The following is a 16,638-nucleotide window of genomic DNA, read 5'->3' as shown; positions in this document are numbered from 1 at the left end:
GCCGTCTCTCATACAGAGAAGTCCCCGGTCCGGCAAATCTGGTTTTGTACGTGGTATCGGTTTGCGCGACGTACAAGACCGCTAGAAAACAATTCCCGATGAGTGGCACATTAATTACCGTTTACGTATAGATCAATCACCGTCAGGTTATGTTTGCATTCCGATGATTGATCGCAGCGTATAATCTGAAGACGATCGAGACATGGTAGATGCGACACGCGCACGCCAAATAATTTCAATCGGCGTTAAAAAAGCAGAAAACGCGCGGATCTCTCCGCGCGTTCGCCGTGTTTTGCCCGGTCGCTTACTTGGAAGCGGCGTCGGTGATGTCGTGCGTCCAGGCGCCGGATGGCTCCTTGGTGATGATCTTCTGGTCGAGAAGAGCCTTGGCGGTACGGTCGTAGAGCGTCGTGTCGAGCTTGCCGCTGCCGTCGCCGATCAGCTTGGCGACTTCGCCCATCATCCGCTTCTGGTGGTTTTCGTCCTGGCCGCCGGCATCGACGACGATGCCTGCTGCTTCATCCGGATTTTCGGTCGCGTATTTCCAGCCCTTCATCGAGGCCTTGACGAACTTGACCATCTTTTCCTTGAAAGCCGGGTCCTTCAGCTTGTCCTCATTGGCGTAGAGGCCGTCTTCCAGGAGATCGTTGCCCATGGCGCTGTAGTTGAAGACGATCAGATCTTCCGGCTTCAGGCCGGCATCGATTGCCTGCCAGTATTCATTGTAGGTCATGACGGAAATGCAGTCGGCCTGCTTCTGCAGAAGCGGCTGGACGTCGAAGCTTTGCTTCAGCACGGTCACGCCATCGGCGCCGCCTTCCGTCTTCAGGCCGAGCTTGTTCATCCAGGCGAAGAACGGATATTCGTTGCCGAAGAACCAGACGCCGAGCGTATGGCCCTTGAAATCGGCTTCGGTCTTGATCGGGCCGTCCTTGCGGCAGATCATTTCCATACCCGACTTCTGGTAGGGCTGGGCAATGTTGACGAGCGGAACGCCCTTTTCGCGGGCCACCAGCGCGCCGCCCATCCAGTCGACGATGACATCGGCGCCACCGCCGGCGATCACCTGTTCCGGGGCGATGTCAGGACCGCCCGGCTTGATATCGACGTCGAGGCCTTCTTCTTCGTAATAGCCCTTGTCCTTGGCGACGTAATAGCCGGCGAACTGGCTCTGCGCGACCCACTTCAGCTGCAGCGTCACCTTGTCGGCCGCCATCGCGTTAGCGGCGGCGAGCGACATGGCGCTCGCCATCATTGCAACCATCAACTTCTTCATTTTGTTTTTTCCCTCTGAAGTTATGCTCCAATCCCATTTGCGGGAACAAAGCGACGCCTAGCCACCACGGATAGACGGATGCCAGAAAGTCACCGCCCGTTCGGCAAGGGCGACGACGCCGTAGAAAACCGAGCCAGCCACCGCCGCAACGGTGATCTCGGCCCAGACCATGTCGACATTCATGCGGCCGATCTCGGTGGAGATGCGGAAGCCCATGCCGACGATAGGGGTTCCGAAGAACTCCGCAACGATGGCACCGATCAGCGCCAGCGTCGAGTTGATCTTCAGGGCGTTGAAAATGAACGGCATGGCTGCGGGAAGCCGGAGCTTCAGCAGCGTCTGCCAGTAGTCGGATGCGTAGGTGCGCATCAGGTCCCGCTCCATGGCGCCGGAGGCGGAAAGGCCCGCCACCGTGTTCACCAGCATCGGGAAGAAGGTCATGATGATGACGACAGCGGCCTTCGACGGCCAGTCGAAGCCGAACCACATGACCATGATCGGCGCCACGCCGATGATCGGCAGGGCCGAGACCATGTTGCCGATCGGCAGCAGCCCGCGGCGCAGGAAGGCGACGCGGTCGGCGAGGATCGCGACGATGAAGCCGGAGGCGCAGCCGACCACATACCCGAACAGCACGGCCTTGAAGATCGTCTGGCGCACATCTTCGCCGAGGATCGGCAGAGAATTGGCGATCCGCACACCGATGGTGCTCGGCGGCGGCAGGATGACGAAGGGGATGCCGCCGCCGCGCGTTGCCGCCTCCCAGAGGATCAGGATCCAGGCGCCGAAGATTGCCGGGATCAACAGCCGCAGAAAGGATTTGCCGGTATTCGACAGCGGCTGCAGGTCCGACAGCAGCGTGACGCAGCGCCAGGCGAGCAGCCAGGCGGCAGCGATCAGCAGGAAGAAAGCTTTCGTCGCCATGCCCTCGTTGCCGGTGATGCCCGACAGGAGCAGCCAGGCGGCATCGAAGGAGGCCAGCAGCAGCACGGTTGCCGAATAAAGCGGCGGCAGCGCCGTCAGCGAAATCAGCGCCGCGGCGGCTATGATGATGACGACAAGCGTCGTGGTCTGGCTGCTGAACGGGGCGGGGGCGCCGTCCGCCAGCAGCGGCAGCGAGGCCAGCGCACCGAGACAGAAGAGCAGCGCCAGAGCGCTTTGCCAGGAAAGCGTCAGATATTTCATGCCGGCCTCCCGCCCATGGCGCGATCGACGATCTTGGCGGCCAATCCGACGATGGCGACCAGCAGTGCCGCCAGCACCGAACCGGCAACGAGGGCGGCCCAGATGTCAATCGTCTGGCTGTAATAGGAGCCGGCGAGCAGCTTCGAACCGATGCCGGCGACCGCGCCGGTCGGCAGCTCGCCGACGATGGCGCCGACGAGGCTGGCGGCAATCGCTACCTTCATCGAGGTGAACAGGAAGGGAACCGAGGCCGGCACCCGCAGCTTCCAGAAGGTTTGCGCGGCGCTGGCATTATAGGTGCGCATCAGGTCGAGATACATGACTTCGGGCGAGCGCAGCCCCTTCACCATGCCGACGGCGACAGGAAAGAAGGAGAGATAAGTCGAGATCAGCGCTTTCGGGATCAGTCCGGTGATGTTGATCGATCCGAGCACGACGATGACCATCGGCGCGATCGCCAGGATCGGCACCGTCTGCGAGGCGATGATCCACGGCATTAGGCTGCGGTCCAGCGCCCTGATATGGACGATGCCGACGGCAATCAGGATGCCGAGCATGGTGCCGAGCGCGAAACCGAGTGCGGTCGAGGAGAGCGTCACGCCGGCATGATAGACGAGGCTGCGGTTGCTGGAGAGCTTTCTGAGGAAGGTGTTCTCGAAGACATTCTGCGCCACCTGATGCGGGGCCGGCAGGATCGGCTTCGGCTGGGAGAGCGTGGCGGAGATGAATTCGGATGTCGTCGGCGTGATGTTGTTTCGCTGGTCCATGTCGCGCTGGAACGGCGCGTTCATGAAGACGGCGGCGATGTACCAGATGACGACGAGGGCGGCGAGGATGGTCAGAACCGGAACGATCTTGTCCTTGAGGGTGTCGGGTTTCATGCGGACATCCTCTTGGCTCTGAGGGTGGGGTTACCCCCCTCTGTCCTGCCGGACATCTCCCCCTCAAGGGGGGAGATGAGCTGGGCGCACCCGCTCGCTCCAACGGTGATGCTTGGCGCGAAGTCCGCCACGAGTCGATCTCCCCACCTGTGGGGGAGATGCCCGGCAGGGCAGAGGGGGGTAACCACGGCCTCAAACATCAGCTCACTCATAACTATGCCCCGCTCTCAAACCCTCGCGCACCCGATGCGCAATCTCCAGGAACTCCGGCGTCTCGCGGATGCCGAGCGGGCGTTCCTTCGGCAGTGTCGAGTCGATGATATCGGTGACGCGGCCGGGGCGGGGGGACATGACGACGATCTTGGTGGAGAGGTAGACCGCTTCCGGAATGGAGTGGGTGACGAAGCAGATCGTCTTGTTGGTGCGGGCCCAGAGCTTCAACAGAGCGGCGTTCAGATGGTCGCGGACGATTTCGTCAAGGGCGCCGAAGGGTTCGTCCATCAGCAGCAGGTCGGCGTCGAAGGCGAGTGCGCGGGCTATCGAGGCGCGCTGTTGCATGCCGCCGGAGAGCTGCCAGGGGAATTTCTTGTCGAAGCCGGCGAGTTCGACGAGCTCGAGAGCCTCCGAGATACGCTTCTTCTGATCTGCCTTCGAGTAGCCCATGATCTCAAGGGGAAGGGCGATGTTCTTCTCGATCGTCCGCCAGGGATAAAGTGCCGCGGCCTGGAAGACGTAGCCGTAGGCGCGTGCCTTGCGGGCTTCTTCCGGCGTCATGCCGTTGACGCTGATCTCGCCTGATGTCGTCTTCTCCAGATCGGCGATGACGCGCAGGAATGTCGTCTTGCCACAGCCGGATGGGCCGATGAAGGAGACGAAGTCGCCCTTGTTGACGTCGAGATTGACATTGCTCAGCGCATGCACCGGCCCGTCATTCGTCTGGAAGGTGAGACAGAGATCCTTGGCGGATACGACGGAGGCTGCTTGCATCGAGATGTTACCAGTCCTGTTTTCCCCGCGCCTGCGCGGTTTGCATGTTATGCTGCCGCCCGGTTTCACACGCCGCGGCAAAGTCCATGGAGGATGAGAATGGACGCTAAGTCAAAGCCCACCTGCCACATTGTTCGCCCCAGCCACGCCTATGACGGCAAGCAGGGGCTCAGCTATTTCGAAGGCATTGCCGCGGAGACCGTCGGCGCCAAGGGCATCTGCATGCATCTCCTGACGATCCCGCCCGGCGTGCGCGCTAAGGCGCATCTGCACGAGGCGCACGAGACGGCGATCTACATGCTCTCCGGCGAGGCGCATACCTGGTATGGCGACAATCTCGAGAACCACGTCATCGTCCATGCCGGCGAGCTCTTCTATATCCCGGCGGGCGTTCCGCATCTGCCCGCCAATCTGAGCAGCACGCCCTGCACGGCGATCATCGCGCGGACAGATCCCAACGAGCAGGAGAGCGTCGTGCTCTTGCCCGCGCTCGACAGTATCGTGCCGGATTGAGGCTACTTGCATTGCGGCAGCGGCCCCCACTTGATGGCGGCGTCCGAGGTGAAGCCGATCGTGTAGCCCTTGGGGCCGGAGATGATCTTCGCCGTGTCCTCGCTCTCGCCTTCCTCGCCCTCGGCCTGGCAGGAGACCGTGGCCGTAAAATTCTTGCCCTCGGTCTTCACGAGCTTCTTGATCTCACAATAGGAGGCGGCCGTGGTGATCGCTTCCGAGGTCAGCAGGAAGAAGTTGTCGGAGCCGGTGCTTTCGCCCGATTTGGCGTAGGCGCAGCCGTCCTTGTTGCCGTAGCTGCCCTTGATCGGCAGCGTATCGGCGAAAGCCGCGGTGGAGAGCGCGGCCAATGAAACAATCGTCAGAATGACTTGGCCGCGCATATGGATCACACCCCGCTTGCCGGGATGCCGGTGCGTTCGACCTTGCGGGGAGCGGTGAGCTCCTTCCAGGTGGACAGCGCCTTGTTGACCGCCTGGAAGGGTTCGCGCTTGACGAACTGGCCGTGGCCTTCCTGCGTCTTGATGGTCGACTCCTCGATGGCGACGACACCGCGGGTCAGCGTGTAGCGCGGCAGGCCGGTGACTTCCTTGCCTTCGAAGACGTTGTAATCGATCGCCGACTGCTGGCTCTTGGCCGAGATCGTCTTGGAGCGCTTCGGATCCCAGACGACGATATCGGCATCGGCGCCGACGAGGATTGCACCCTTCTTCGGGTAGACGTTGAGGATCTTGGCGATATTGGTCGAGGTCACCGCCACGAACTCGTTCATGGTGATACGGCCGGTGGCGACACCATAGGTCCAGAGCATCGGCATGCGATCTTCGAGGCCGCCGGTGCCGTTCGGGATCTTGCGGAAGTCGCCGAGGCCGGTGCGCTTCTGGTCTGTGGTGAAGGCGCAGTGGTCGGTCGCGACGACTTGCAGCGAACCGGCGGAAAGGCCGGCCCAGAGACTGTCCTGATGCTGCTTGTTGCGGAACGGCGGGGACATGACGCGGCGGGCCGAGTGATCCCAGTCGCGGTTGAAATATTCGGTCTCGTCGAGCGTCAGGTGCTGGATCAGCGGCTCGCCATAGACGCGCATGCCGTTCTGGCGGGCGCGGCGGATCGCTTCGTGGGCCTGTTCGCAGGAGGTGTGGACGACATAGAGCGGCACGCCCGCCATATCGGCGATGATGATGGCGCGGTTGGTGGCTTCGCCCTCGACCGAGGCCGGGCGTGAGTAGGCGTGACCCTCGGGGCCATTGTTGCCTTCGTCCATCAGCTTCTGCTGCATGGCGGCGACGACATCGCCGTTTTCGGCATGGACGAGGGGGAGGGCGCCAAGCTCGGCGCAGCGCGAGAACGAGGCGAACATCTCGTCATCGTTGACCATCAGCGCGCCCTTGTAGGCCATGAAGTGCTTGAAGGTGTTGATGCCCTTTTCCTGCACGATGGTCTTCATGTCGTTGAAGACCTGCTCGCCCCACCAGGTCACCGACATGTGGAATGAATAGTCGCAATTGGCGCGGGTCGATTTGTTGTCCCAGCGCTTCAGAGCGTCGAGCAGCGACTGGCCGGGATCGGGCAGGCAGAAATCGACGACCATCGTCGTGCCGCCGGCAAGAGCAGCGCGCGTGCCGCTCTCGAAATCGTCGGAGGAATAGGTGCCCATGAAGGGCATCTCGAGATGCACATGCGGATCGATGCCGCCAGGCATGACGTAACAGCCCGTGGCGTCCAGCACCTCTTTGCCCGAAAGATTCGGCCCGATCTCGACGATCTTGCCACCTTCGATCTTCACGTCGGCCTTGTAGGTCAGGTCGGCGGTGACGATGGTTCCATTCTTGATGACTGTGGTCATGGCTGTTCCCTGTTCTTATTGAGTCAGGTGACCGATCGCATCCCCTAGTGGAGAGGTTGCGTGCGAAGCAGTCTGGTGATGTTCGGCAAATGCTCGAGGGCGCTATGCCTCGACGAGATCAAGCCGCTTTTCGATCCGCAAGACGCGTTCATCGATGCGGTCGAGCCGTGTCGAAATGGTCGCATACTGATGTTCGAGAATGCCGAGACGCTGCTTGACGACCTGCATGTCGTCGGCGAGCCGTTCGACGGTGCCCCGGATGGCACGCAGGTGCTCAAGTATGAGGTTGTCGGTCGACATTCACCGGCCTCCGTTGGCGGCAATTTTCCTTCGGAATATAGGCGCAATTGTTTCACACCACAATCTCCGCCGTCTCGACCACCGCATGGAACAGCACGTCGGCGCCTGCGGTTGCCCATTCCTTGGAAATCTCTTCCGCCTCGTTGTGRCTGAGGCCGCCGACGCAGGGGCACATGACCATGGTGGAGGGCGCCACTTTGGCGGCCCAGCAGGCGTCGTGGCCGGCGCCGGAGATGACGTTCATGTGGGAGTAGCCGAGCTTTTCGGCGGCATCGCGGACGCGGCCGACGAGGATGGGGTCGAAGGTGACGGGGTCGAAATGGCCGACGGCTTCGATCGAACAGCCGACGCCGAGTGCTTCGCAGATCTTGGCGGCTTCGGCCTCGATCCTGGCGCGCATGCGGTCGAGCTTTGCCTGATCGGGCGTGCGGATATCGACGGTGAAGACCACCTTGCCGGGCAGCACGTTGCGCGAGTTCGGCGAGAAGAATACCTGGCCGACACCGCCGACGGCGCCGGGCTGTTCGCCCATTGCCACGCCCTGAACCATCTCGATGATCCGCGACATGGCGAGACCGGCGTTGACACGCATGTTCATCGGCGTCGAGCCGGTATGAGCTTCACGGCCGGTGAGCGTGAATTCCAGCCACCACAGACCCTGACAGTGCGTCACGACACCGATCTGCTTGTTCTCGGCTTCAAGGATCGGGCCCTGTTCGATGTGATACTCGAAATAGGCGTGCATCTTGCGGGCGCCGACTTCCTCGTCGCCGAGCCAGCCGATTCGCTTCAGCTCGTCGCCATAGGTCTTGCCCTCGGGGTCTTTGCGGCCATAGGCGTATTCCATGCTGTGCACGCCGGCGAAGACGCCGGAAGCGAGCATGGCGGGCGCGAAACGCGCGCCTTCCTCATTGGCCCAGTTGGTGACGACGATAGGGTGCTTCGTCCTGATGCCGAGGTCGTTCATGGTGCGCACGACTTCAAGCGCGGCGAGCACGCCGAGGACGCCGTCATATTTGCCGCCGGTCGGCTGGGTGTCCAGGTGAGAGCCGACGTAAACCGGCAGGGCGTCAGGATCGGTGCCGGGGCGGGTTGCGAACATCGTGCCCATCTTGTCGACGCCCATGGCCATGCCGGCGGCATCGCACCAGGTCTTGAAGAGGCTGCGGCCCTCGCCATCGGCATCGGTCAGCGTCTGGCGATTGTTGCCGCCGGCGATACCGGGGCCGATCTTTGCCATGTCCATGAGACTGTCCCACAGACGGTCGCCGTTGACGCGCATGTTTTCGCCTGGTGCTGCCACCATATCTGAAGTCCTCGCCTGTTTTCATCAGTCATGCCGTGAGCATGTCCGGTCTGTTCCCTTGGTCAATTCCCGGCGCGATTGTTTGTTTTCTTTGCGCTGGAAAATCCGCCGTTGCCTTTATTTTGCATCTGACGGATAATTTGACCGATTGGTAAACATTACAGCTTCCGGCGCCGGGCTCAAGACGTAAAACAGCAAAAATACTGACAAATTTGCGAGCCGGAAACTGCTTCTGAAAACTTGAGTGAAGCAGTTGAATTTGTGAGGGAAACGAGAGCCATATGGCCATTCCGAGAGCAGCGAGGACCCAGCGGCGGACCCGCATCCAGGAGGAGAAGGAAGAGCAGATCCTCGAAGCGGCGCTGGATGTGTTTTCGGTCAGCGGCTTCCGCGGCTCGACCATCGACCAGATCGCTGCCGCCGCGGGCATGTCGAAGCCCAATCTGCTCTATTATTTCCGCACCAAGGAAGCGATGCACCGGGCGCTGATCGACAGGGTACTCTTCACCTGGCTGGAGCCGCTCAGGGCCTTTAATGCCGAAGGCAATCCGGAATCCGAAATCCGCAGCTATATCCGGCGCAAGCTGGAGATGGCGCGCGATTTCCCGCGCGAGAGCCGGCTGTTCGCAAACGAGGTTCTGCAGGGCGCGCCGCATATCGAGGACGAGCTGAAAGGGCCGCTGAAGAGCCTGGTCGACGAGAAGGCGGAGGTCATCCGCGTCTGGGCCAAGGCCGGCAAGATCGCCAAATGCGATCCCTATCACCTGATCTTCTCGATCTGGTCGACGACCCAGCACTATGCCGACTTCGACGTGCAGGTCAGAGCCGTCCTCGGCCAAGAGCATTCCGGTGCCGGGCGCTTTGAAGACGCCGCGCGGTTTCTCGAACAGCTCTTCGTCGGCGGGCTGATGGTGCAGCCGGTCTGAGTGTCAGACCTTCTTCAATGGCATCATCTTGTCGAGCGCCGCCGCCACGCTTTCGATCGTATAGGGCTTCTGCAAGATATTGGCGCCGCTGAAATTCTTGGCGACCGCTTCGCCGTAACCCGTTGCAAAGACAAGCGGCGTGCCTGCCTGCACCAGCTTTTCGGCGACCGGGAAGCTGGTCTCGTCGCCGAGATTGACGTCGAGCACGGCGAGATCGAAATGCTTCTCCGCCACATATTCGAGAGCCTGATAGACGCTCGGCGCCAGCGTCACATCCTTGGCGCCAAGCTGCAGGAAGATATCCTCGCCGTCCATGGCGATGATCAGGTTGTCCTCGACCAGCAGGATGCCGCAGCCCTGCAGCGGTTTTTCGGAAATGATCGTCGCGGTCTTGGCGGCCGGTTGCTGGCGCACTTCCGGGACGATCGAGACCGGCCCATCGGCGAAGGTGACATATTTCGCCGGGATGGTGAAATCCGCCTGTAGCCCCTTGGGCTCATAGCGCACCTCGGCCTTGCCGCCGAGATCGTACGGTATCGAGTGGCGGATGATGGTGGTTCCGAAGCCCTGCCGTTTCGGCGCCTTTACCGGCGGACCGTCGCTCTCGCGCCATTCGACCAGCAGATTGCCCGTGTCGTCCTCGGTCCAGGCGACGCTGACCGTTCCGCTGTCGCAGAGGCTGCCGTATTTGGCACTGTTGGTAACGAGTTCGTGGAAGACAAGGGCCGCCGTCGAGAAGGCCTGCGGGCCGAGCAGCACTTCTTCGCCGCGCATGACCACACGCGCAGCATTCTTGCCGAGATAGGCGGCGGCTTCTGCCTGCAGCAGCGAGCGCAGCGAAGCCGGGGCCCAATGATCCCGCGTGATCTGGTCGTGAGCGCGTGAAAGCGCCTGAACGCGCCCTTCCAGCTGGCCGACATATTCACCGATATCGCCATCGCTGGTGCGCGACTGGCGGATCAGGCCGCTGATCAGGCTGAGGATATTGCGGACGCGGTGGTTCAGCTCGGCGATCAGGATTTCCTGGCGCTCGTTGGCCTGCTGGCGCACGGCGCTCGCCTCGTCGGCAAGGCGCAGGATGACCTCGATCAGCGTCACGCGGATCGTATCGGCCACGCGCTTTTCAGCTGGGGTGAAGGGGTGCGAACGTCCCCGGACGAGTTCCGACCAGCTTTCGAAGCTCTTGCGCGGTGTCAGGCGCGGGCCGTTTGGGCCGTATTCGACCGGTTTGTGCGGGTCGCCGGCCCAGCGGACGGTGCGGACGATCTCCTGGCGGAACAGAATCACGTAGTCACGCGGCGAGCGCGAGATCGGGATGGCCATCAATCCGGCGACGGTGCCGTCGATATCGCTGTCCGGCCAGAATTCCTGCAGATGGTCGGTGGTGAAGACACGGCCCGACGAGGTACGGTTCAGCACCTTCACCAGGCTGGAGAACTGCTCCTGCGTCGGCGAAAGCCCGGTCAGCGCCGAGCGGCCGTTGATCCAGACGCCGATGCCATCGGTGGGAATGGCGTCCGAGAGCGCGTCGATCAGCCAGGTAGGGTCGTCGAGCAGGCTGGCATTGTCGGCGACCGAGGTCAGCAGCCTGTCGGCGATCTGCCGGGCCTTGGTTTCGAATTCCAGCGCCAGCCGTCGCTCGCGGCTTTCGAGGCGAGAGGCGAACATCTGACCGAAAAGCTCGGAGGTCGAGCGGCGCTCGAAAGAGGGCAGGCGGGCGGAATAATGGTGGCAGGCAAACAGGCCCCAGAGCTTGCCGTCGACGATGATCGAGATCGACAACGAGGCGCCGACGCCCATGTTCTTCAAGTATTCGATGTGGATCGGCGAGACCGAGCGCAGGATCGACATCGACAGATCCAGCGGGCGGCTGTGCTCGTCGAACTCCGGATGGATGGCGACAGGCGTCGCATCGATATCGGCAATGACGCGGAAGAGGTTGCGGACATAGAGCGCGCGGGCCTGAACCGGGATGTCGGAGGCCGGATAGTGCAGGCCGAGGAACGAGCCGATGCCGGGGCGGGCCGCTTCGGCGACGACTTCGCCCGATCCCTTTTCGTCGAAACGATAGACCATGACGCGGTCGAAACCGGTCAGCGCTCGGGCCTGGCGGGCGCCTTCGCGGTAGAAGGCTTCCAGCGTCTGCGCCTGGTCGAGACGGGCCATCATGCTGCGGATCGACATGGTCGCGCCGCCCTGGGCACCGTCCTGCGAGGGCTCGGCCTCGATGATGACCTGACCGTCGCTGATGTGGAGCGCCACGTCGAAGGCAGGACCGTTCTCGGAAAACTGCACGCCGAAAAGCCGCTCGACGATATCTGGGCCCCTGATGACGGCGAGACGGTTTCGCAGCGTATGCAGCGTCTGCGGCATGATCACTTCGGAGAGCGGTCGGCCGAGTACGTCCTTATAGCTGACGCCGATGAACTGTTCGAGATTTTCGGAAGCGCGGGCAACCAGCCAATCGGCCGAGGAGACGAGCAGGAAGCCGAACGGCTGGATGGCACCGAGGCGGTGGATCGGTTCGCGGTCGCAATTCGTCAGGTCGACGCGGTCGAAGGTTTCGCTCACGAGGCGGCCATCTCCAGTTCCATCTCAGCAGCCTTGCGGAACAGGACGAAGACGGCGCGGGCGGCCTCAACGGCACCCGCTTCATCGGCGCCTGCATTATCGAGCATATCCATGAAGGCCTTCATGCCGCCCTTGGGGCCGAAGGGGCTGAGATAGGCGGATGGCAGCCCTTTGCCGACGGCCTTGGCCAGCATCGCGCCGCCGAGCTTCGAGCCTTCAAGCACATAAACGGCGCCGAGAAGCGCTGCATCGTCTTGCATCGGAGGCGCATCGAGGGCGGGCGGCAGCGGAACATTCATGGCCGCGAGGTCGTCGAGCAACAGATCGCGGCGGCGGCGCTCCGCCCAGTCGGGGATCAGCCGCTCGATGCCGGCTTCTTCCAGCGCTATCTCGACGGCTGGAACGGCGCGGGCGTGGGCGGAGAGGAAGGCCCTGTAATCTGCTTCACGTCCGAGATCGAACCGGCCGAAGATTTGATCGACATCAGCGTGGCAATCGCTGGTGCCGGCGCGCAGCGCAGTTCGAAGTGGCATGGTTATTGCTATTCCAGTTGATGGTGGCCGATGCACCGCCCCGTACGACGCATCATCATGGCGATATACGGCAGCATTTCATGATTTCCAGTGAATACAATAAAAAATTCAGCCACTTCAGCGGCTTGGTAAATTCAAAACGTCACTCCATCAGGCCGGGCAATCTCGCAACCAGCGCATCGATGGCGAGGCGGACTTTCGGCAGCATGACGGGCGAGCGCGGCCATATCGCGTGCGATTGGAAAATGACGGGACGCACGTCTTTCAGCACCCGCACCAGGCGCACGGCGGCAACGTGCTCGCGCACCATCCAGCAGGGCAGCCAGACTAGGCCGGCACCTTCGATCGCCACGTCGCAGATGGTGGCGAGATCGTCCAGCCGCATCCGCGATTTCGGCAGAACCTGCCGCCAGGGTTCGTCGTCGGTCGGGAACACCCAGGTGCGGTGCTTGTCCTGCCGGCCATAGATGATGCCGACGTGTTTGGGGATATCTTCCAGCGACTGCGGCGTGCCGTGTTTGGCGAGGTAATCGGGCGAGGCGCAGACGGTCAGCCGCTGGTGGGCGACGAGCCGCGCCATCATGTCCTGATCGTCCTTGAGCGGCCCGTTGCGGATCGCCAGATCGTAGCCGTCTTCAAGAAGATCGATGATCCGGTCGTTGAAGGACAGGTCGAGCTCCAGTTCGGGATGGTCGTCGAGCAGTGAAATCAGGATCGGCGCAATGCATTGCCGACCGAAGATAACTGGCATGGACACCCGCAGCTTGCCGCGCACGGTCTGCTTGCCGGCCTCCAGAAGCGCTTCGCCGATCTTGATCTCTTCCAGAGCCTTCAGGCAGCGCTCGTAAAAGAAGCGGCCTTCCTCCGTCAGGCTCTGCGAGCGGGTGGTGCGGTGGAAGAGGCGGACGCCGAGGCGCTCTTCGAGCCTGGCGATCGTCTTGCCGACAGCGGATCGCGTCAGGTTCAGGCCGCTTGCGGCGGCTGAAAATCCGCCTGCTTCCACGACCTCGACGAAGACGGAGATACCACCAAGCTTTTCCATGAATTGTATCCTTAGCGGAACCCATCTTGGGAATTTATATCGCAACTGCCGCCATCTTTTCAACGATAGCATGGCTCTCTTCGCTGAATATGCAAAGGAGCACATGCGATGACCAAGATAAGGCAGTGGACGATCGACGGCATCGGTCCGCAGAACCTGACGATATCGGAAGGACGGATGGACGATCCCTCGGGGCGCGATATTCTGGTGCGGACCGAGGCCGTCTCGCTGAATTATCGCGACAAGCTGATGCTCGAAACCGGCATGGGGTTGCCGCTGCAATTTCCCTTCGTGCCGGCCTCCGATATGGCGGGTGTCGTCGAAGCAGTCGGCCCCGGTGTGACGCGCTTCAAGCCGGGAGACCGGGTGATCTCGACCTTCTCTCCCGGCTGGATCGATGGCGCAAATGCCGGGAATGCGCGCAACCCGCCCTACCGCACGCTCGGCGGCTTCTATCCCGGCGTGCTTTCCGACTATCTGACCTTCTCCGAAGACTGGTTCGCCAGGGCGCCGGACAGCCTCGATGCGGCCGAGGCCAGCACCTTGCCCTGCGCCGGCCTGACGGCCTGGTTCGCGCTGATCGAGCGCGGCCATCTCAAGGCCGGACAGAAGGTGCTGATCCAGGGAACCGGCGGCGTTGCGCTGTTCGGCCTGCAGATCGCCAAGGCCCATGGCGCCGAGGTCTTCATCACGTCAGGCAGCAAGGACAAGCTCGAGCGTGCCCGGGCGATCGGCGCCGATCACGGCTTCGGACGTGAGAACTGGGTAGAGACGCTTTATGGGCTGACAGGCGACTACGGTGCGGATCACATTCTGGAAATTGCCGGTGGCGCCAATTTTGGCGAGGCGCTTAAGGCGGTTGCCGTCGGCGGGCATATCCATGTCATCGGCGTACTCGACGGTTTCGAGGTGTCCGGTCCCGTCGGGCCGCTGCTTCTGAAATCACCGACGGTGCAGGGCATCAGCGTCGGCCATCGCCGGGCGCTCGAGGATCTCATCCGCGCCGTAGATGTTTCGGGCATCAAGCCGGTCATCGATCATCGCTACGCTTTCGAGGAACTGCCGGAGGCGCTGGCGCATCTCGATCGCGGCCCGTTCGGCAAGCTCGTCATCGAATTCTGAGAAGCCGGCTCCCGCAATCGCGCGGGAGCCTTCCATCATCACGCCGCAGCCGCTTCGTTCTCGAAGCCGAAGCCTTCGTCGGCCCAGCCGGTCATGCCGCCGATCATCACCTTCACCTGCTTGCCGAGACGGGCGAGGCGGAGCGCTGCCTTGTCGGTGCCGTTGCAATGCGGCCCGGCGCAATAGACGACGAAGAGTGTATCCTCCGCCCATTCCGACATGCGGTGCGCCGTCATCTTGCCATGCGGCAGGTTGATGGCGCCCGGCACATGCGAGGCGGCAAACATTGAGGGCGAGCGGACGTCGAGCAGCACGAAATCGGCATTGCCTGCAGCCAGCGAGGCGTGGACATCCCAGCAATCCGTCTCGAAGGCGAGCTTGCGGGCATAATAGGTGGCGGTGGCTTCCGGGGAGGCGGCAGGGGTTTCGCTGACGTGGCTTGGCATGGGCGGTTCCTTTCGTTCGGGTTGCCGCCCGTTATCGCCGATGCTATGGCTTGGCGAAATTGGCCAGGATGACGATGAACGTAAAGATCATGCCAAAAGGGCCCCATGTCGCGGTGCTTGCCTATGACGGCCTCTGCACCTTCGAATTCGGCATCGCCTACGAGGTCTTCGGCCTGCCGCGTCCGGAGATGGGCGATGGCTGGTACCGCTATTCGGTCTGCGGCATCGAGCCGGGGCCGCTGCGGGCTGCCGGAGGCCTGACGGTCTCTGCCGATCACAGCCTCGACGTGCTCGAACATGCAAACCTGATCGTCGTGCCCGGCTGGCGGGCGATCGATGCGCCGGTTCCTGCCGGTCTCGTTGCGGCACTGCGCGCTGCCCATCAACGCGGCGCCCGCATCATGTCGCTCTGCTCAGGCGTCGCCGTGCTGGCGGCATCAGGGCTGCTTTCCGGCCGCCGGGCGACGACGCATTGGCGCTATGTCGCCGCGATTGCGGCGCGTTACCCCGATATAACCTTCGACGCCGGCGTTCTCTACATGGACGAGGGCAGCATCCTGACTGCGGCGGGAAGTGCGGCTGGGATCGATCTCTGCCTGCATGTGGTGCGGGGCGATTTCGGTGCGGAGGCGGCCAACAGTGTCGCCCGCCGCCTCGTCCTGCCGCCGCATCGCGAGGGCGGACAGGCGCAGTTCATCCATGCGCCGGTGCCGCAGGAGCGCGAAGGCATCCGGCTCGGGCCGCTGATCGAATGGATGCGCGAGAGGCTCGATACCGAACAGCCGATCACCTTGCTCGCCGAAAAAGCCGGCATGAGCCAGCGCACCTTCCAGCGGCGTTTCGAGAAGACGACGGGCCTCAGCGTTGGCGAATGGCTGCTGAAGGAGCGCCTACGTCACGCCCGGGAGCTGCTCGAAAAACCGGCCGCCACCTCGCTCGACGACATCGCCGCCGCCAGCGGGTTTGGGACGCTGGCGACGATGCGGCATCATTTTCGCAGGCGGCTAGGAACGAGCCCTGGGGCGTACCGGAAGACGTTTGCGGGGTGAGCCTAGGCGTTCGGTCCTGGGCGATAGGGCAGGACGTCTATCTCCTGTTCGCGCAGCCGCGTCTGCGCAATATCGAAACTGTTTTGCATCCGCATCAGCGTGTCCATCGACAGGCCGAATGCCTTTTCGAATCGCAAAGCCATTTCGGGAGACAGGGACGACCGCTCATTCAGTAGTGCCGAGAGCGCGGGGCGGGTCACGCCAAGAACGCGGGCCGCGTCGGTGACCGAGAGTTCCAACTCCTCCAAGACCTCATGCTTCAAGAAATCCCCGGGATGCGCGGGGCTTTTCATGCGAATTCCAAGTCCTTCCATCGTCGGGGTGCTCCTAATGATAGTCTTCATAGTCGAGATCGATGATCTCGATAGCGTTGTTGTCTATCCGGAATGTCAGCCGCCAGTTCTTCGTCACGAATAAGCTCCAGCTGCCTTTGCGGTCACCGGTCAACTGGTGGACCTTCCAACTCGGAATAGTGCGTAACTCGTCTTCCGTTTGCATGTCCTGCAGAAAGGAAACCATACGGCGCAGCTTAGGCACGACAGCGGGCTGCAAGCCCGATGCGTCGTCATCGAGGACAAAGCGGCGAAGTCCTTTGTGGATGATGTTCCGGATCTTCATCAGCACATATAAGCACAAAACCGTCTTCCGTAAAGTGTCGCTT

At 62.2% G+C, this 16,638-nt stretch carries 18 protein-coding genes; 4 read left to right on the top strand and 14 right to left on the bottom strand.

Features of this window, described 5'->3' with window-relative positions:
• Window positions 1–304: 304 nt before the first annotated feature.
• From AC1DJO_RS15120 to AC1DJO_RS15105, 4 genes are all read right to left on the bottom strand, one after another.
• Window positions 305–1,276: an ABC transporter substrate-binding protein gene (locus AC1DJO_RS15120; protein ID WP_112390438.1), complete on the bottom strand. Its 972-nt coding sequence runs from the start codon at window positions 1,274–1,276 to the stop codon at window positions 305–307.
• A 57-nt stretch (window positions 1,277–1,333) separates the two neighbouring features.
• Window positions 1,334–2,461, bottom strand: coding sequence for an ABC transporter permease (locus AC1DJO_RS15115; protein ID WP_477971446.1), 1,128 nt, complete (start codon window positions 2,459–2,461; stop codon window positions 1,334–1,336).
• Complete coding sequence (locus AC1DJO_RS15110) at window positions 2,458–3,342, bottom strand: ABC transporter permease (protein ID WP_112516356.1); 885 nt, start codon at window positions 3,340–3,342, stop codon at window positions 2,458–2,460. The genes AC1DJO_RS15115 and AC1DJO_RS15110 overlap by 4 nt, the downstream gene beginning before the upstream one ends.
• Before the next feature lie 204 nt (window positions 3,343–3,546).
• A complete protein-coding gene (locus AC1DJO_RS15105; protein WP_310294008.1) occupies window positions 3,547–4,329 on the bottom strand; it encodes an ABC transporter ATP-binding protein in 783 nt (260 codons plus the stop codon).
• Between the two features lie 99 nt (window positions 4,330–4,428).
• Here AC1DJO_RS15105 and AC1DJO_RS15100 point away from each other — a divergent pair, with 99 nt between their 5' ends.
• The gene (locus AC1DJO_RS15100; RefSeq protein ID WP_112516359.1) at window positions 4,429–4,842 is read left to right on the top strand and encodes a cupin domain-containing protein; all 414 of its coding nucleotides are present in this window, start codon (window positions 4,429–4,431) and stop codon (window positions 4,840–4,842) included.
• A gap of 2 nt (window positions 4,843–4,844) precedes the next feature.
• On the opposite strand, the gene AC1DJO_RS15095 is transcribed toward AC1DJO_RS15100, so the two are convergent.
• The 4 genes from AC1DJO_RS15095 to AC1DJO_RS15080 form a co-directional block, all read right to left on the bottom strand.
• Window positions 4,845–5,222, bottom strand: coding sequence for a hypothetical protein (locus tag AC1DJO_RS15095; RefSeq protein ID WP_477971443.1), 378 nt, complete (start codon window positions 5,220–5,222; stop codon window positions 4,845–4,847).
• A 5-nt stretch (window positions 5,223–5,227) separates the two neighbouring features.
• Window positions 5,228–6,682, bottom strand: coding sequence for a dihydropyrimidinase (gene hydA / locus AC1DJO_RS15090; protein ID WP_477971441.1), 1,455 nt, complete (start codon window positions 6,680–6,682; stop codon window positions 5,228–5,230).
• Between the two features lie 102 nt (window positions 6,683–6,784).
• Window positions 6,785–6,982: a hypothetical protein gene (locus tag AC1DJO_RS15085; RefSeq protein ID WP_112390444.1), complete on the bottom strand. Its 198-nt coding sequence runs from the start codon at window positions 6,980–6,982 to the stop codon at window positions 6,785–6,787.
• A gap of 52 nt (window positions 6,983–7,034) precedes the next feature.
• Window positions 7,035–8,288, bottom strand: a complete 1,254-nt coding sequence (locus AC1DJO_RS15080) for a Zn-dependent hydrolase (RefSeq protein ID WP_477971439.1) — start codon at window positions 8,286–8,288, stop codon at window positions 7,035–7,037.
• A 281-nt stretch (window positions 8,289–8,569) separates the two neighbouring features.
• On the opposite strand from AC1DJO_RS15080, the gene AC1DJO_RS15075 reads away from it, so the two are divergent.
• Window positions 8,570–9,214, top strand: a complete 645-nt coding sequence (locus AC1DJO_RS15075; protein ID WP_112390446.1) for a TetR family transcriptional regulator C-terminal domain-containing protein — start codon at window positions 8,570–8,572, stop codon at window positions 9,212–9,214.
• A gap of 3 nt (window positions 9,215–9,217) precedes the next feature.
• Here the strand turns inward: AC1DJO_RS15075 and AC1DJO_RS15070 are convergent, their stop codons facing one another.
• The 3 genes from AC1DJO_RS15070 to AC1DJO_RS15060 form a co-directional block, all read right to left on the bottom strand.
• Window positions 9,218–11,785: an HWE histidine kinase domain-containing protein gene (locus AC1DJO_RS15070; RefSeq protein WP_477971437.1), complete on the bottom strand. Its 2,568-nt coding sequence runs from the start codon at window positions 11,783–11,785 to the stop codon at window positions 9,218–9,220.
• On the bottom strand, window positions 11,782–12,318 hold the full coding sequence (locus tag AC1DJO_RS15065; RefSeq protein ID WP_477971435.1) for a biliverdin-producing heme oxygenase: 537 nt from the start codon (window positions 12,316–12,318) through the stop codon (window positions 11,782–11,784). The genes AC1DJO_RS15070 and AC1DJO_RS15065 overlap by 4 nt, the downstream gene beginning before the upstream one ends.
• Window positions 12,319–12,460: 142 nt before the next feature.
• Window positions 12,461–13,360 carry a LysR family transcriptional regulator gene (locus AC1DJO_RS15060; RefSeq protein WP_477971433.1) on the bottom strand — a complete coding sequence of 300 codons (900 nt, stop codon included), beginning with the start codon at window positions 13,358–13,360 and terminating at the stop codon, window positions 12,461–12,463.
• 108 nt (window positions 13,361–13,468) lie between these two features.
• Here AC1DJO_RS15060 and AC1DJO_RS15055 point away from each other — a divergent pair, with 108 nt between their 5' ends.
• Window positions 13,469–14,482: a zinc-dependent alcohol dehydrogenase family protein gene (locus tag AC1DJO_RS15055; RefSeq protein ID WP_477971431.1), complete on the top strand. Its 1,014-nt coding sequence runs from the start codon at window positions 13,469–13,471 to the stop codon at window positions 14,480–14,482.
• 38 nt (window positions 14,483–14,520) lie between these two features.
• On the opposite strand, the gene AC1DJO_RS15050 is transcribed toward AC1DJO_RS15055, so the two are convergent.
• Window positions 14,521–14,928, bottom strand: a complete 408-nt coding sequence (locus tag AC1DJO_RS15050) for a rhodanese-like domain-containing protein (protein WP_477971429.1) — start codon at window positions 14,926–14,928, stop codon at window positions 14,521–14,523.
• A gap of 68 nt (window positions 14,929–14,996) precedes the next feature.
• On the opposite strand from AC1DJO_RS15050, the gene ftrA reads away from it, so the two are divergent.
• The gene (ftrA, locus tag AC1DJO_RS15045; RefSeq protein ID WP_477971427.1) at window positions 14,997–15,977 is read left to right on the top strand and encodes a transcriptional regulator FtrA; all 981 of its coding nucleotides are present in this window, start codon (window positions 14,997–14,999) and stop codon (window positions 15,975–15,977) included.
• Window positions 15,978–15,979: 2 nt separating this feature from the next.
• Here the strand turns inward: ftrA and AC1DJO_RS15040 are convergent, their stop codons facing one another.
• Both AC1DJO_RS15040 and AC1DJO_RS15035 read right to left on the bottom strand, forming a co-directional pair.
• The gene (locus AC1DJO_RS15040) at window positions 15,980–16,291 is read right to left on the bottom strand and encodes a HigA family addiction module antitoxin (RefSeq protein ID WP_477971426.1); all 312 of its coding nucleotides are present in this window, start codon (window positions 16,289–16,291) and stop codon (window positions 15,980–15,982) included.
• 13 nt (window positions 16,292–16,304) lie between these two features.
• Complete coding sequence (locus tag AC1DJO_RS15035; protein ID WP_477971628.1) at window positions 16,305–16,595, bottom strand: type II toxin-antitoxin system RelE/ParE family toxin; 291 nt, start codon at window positions 16,593–16,595, stop codon at window positions 16,305–16,307.
• Window positions 16,596–16,638: the final 43 nt, after the last annotated feature.

The organism is Rhizobium sp. 05N430, assembly GCF_056396985.1.
This window is presented reverse-complemented; position numbering and strand designations above follow the sequence as displayed.

Bases quoted from the DNA above. Each gene is read 5' to 3' on its own strand.
- AC1DJO_RS15120 (WP_112390438.1), bottom strand. From the start codon at position 1,276: ATGAAGAAGTTGATGGTTGCAATGATGGCGAGCGCCATGTCGCTCGCC.
- AC1DJO_RS15115 (WP_477971446.1), bottom strand. From the start codon at position 2,461: ATGAAATATCTGACGCTTTCCTGGCAAAGCGCTCTGGCGCTGCTCTTC.
- AC1DJO_RS15110 (WP_112516356.1), bottom strand. From the start codon at position 3,342: ATGAAACCCGACACCCTCAAGGACAAGATCGTTCCGGTTCTGACCATC.
- AC1DJO_RS15105 (WP_310294008.1), bottom strand. From the start codon at position 4,329: ATGCAAGCAGCCTCCGTCGTATCCGCCAAGGATCTCTGTCTCACCTTC.
- AC1DJO_RS15100 (WP_112516359.1), top strand. From the start codon at position 4,429: ATGGACGCTAAGTCAAAGCCCACCTGCCACATTGTTCGCCCCAGCCAC.
- AC1DJO_RS15095 (WP_477971443.1), bottom strand. From the start codon at position 5,222: ATGCGCGGCCAAGTCATTCTGACGATTGTTTCATTGGCCGCGCTCTCC.
- hydA (WP_477971441.1), bottom strand. From the start codon at position 6,682: ATGACCACAGTCATCAAGAATGGAACCATCGTCACCGCCGACCTGACC.
- AC1DJO_RS15085 (WP_112390444.1), bottom strand. From the start codon at position 6,982: ATGTCGACCGACAACCTCATACTTGAGCACCTGCGTGCCATCCGGGGC.
- AC1DJO_RS15075 (WP_112390446.1), top strand. From the start codon at position 8,570: ATGGCCATTCCGAGAGCAGCGAGGACCCAGCGGCGGACCCGCATCCAG.
- AC1DJO_RS15065 (WP_477971435.1), bottom strand. From the start codon at position 12,318: ATGCCACTTCGAACTGCGCTGCGCGCCGGCACCAGCGATTGCCACGCT.
- AC1DJO_RS15060 (WP_477971433.1), bottom strand. From the start codon at position 13,360: ATGGAAAAGCTTGGTGGTATCTCCGTCTTCGTCGAGGTCGTGGAAGCA.
- AC1DJO_RS15055 (WP_477971431.1), top strand. From the start codon at position 13,469: ATGACCAAGATAAGGCAGTGGACGATCGACGGCATCGGTCCGCAGAAC.
- AC1DJO_RS15050 (WP_477971429.1), bottom strand. From the start codon at position 14,928: ATGCCAAGCCACGTCAGCGAAACCCCTGCCGCCTCCCCGGAAGCCACC.
- ftrA (WP_477971427.1), top strand. From the start codon at position 14,997: ATGACGATGAACGTAAAGATCATGCCAAAAGGGCCCCATGTCGCGGTG.
- AC1DJO_RS15040 (WP_477971426.1), bottom strand. From the start codon at position 16,291: ATGGAAGGACTTGGAATTCGCATGAAAAGCCCCGCGCATCCCGGGGAT.
- AC1DJO_RS15035 (WP_477971628.1), bottom strand. From the start codon at position 16,595: ATGAAGATCCGGAACATCATCCACAAAGGACTTCGCCGCTTTGTCCTC.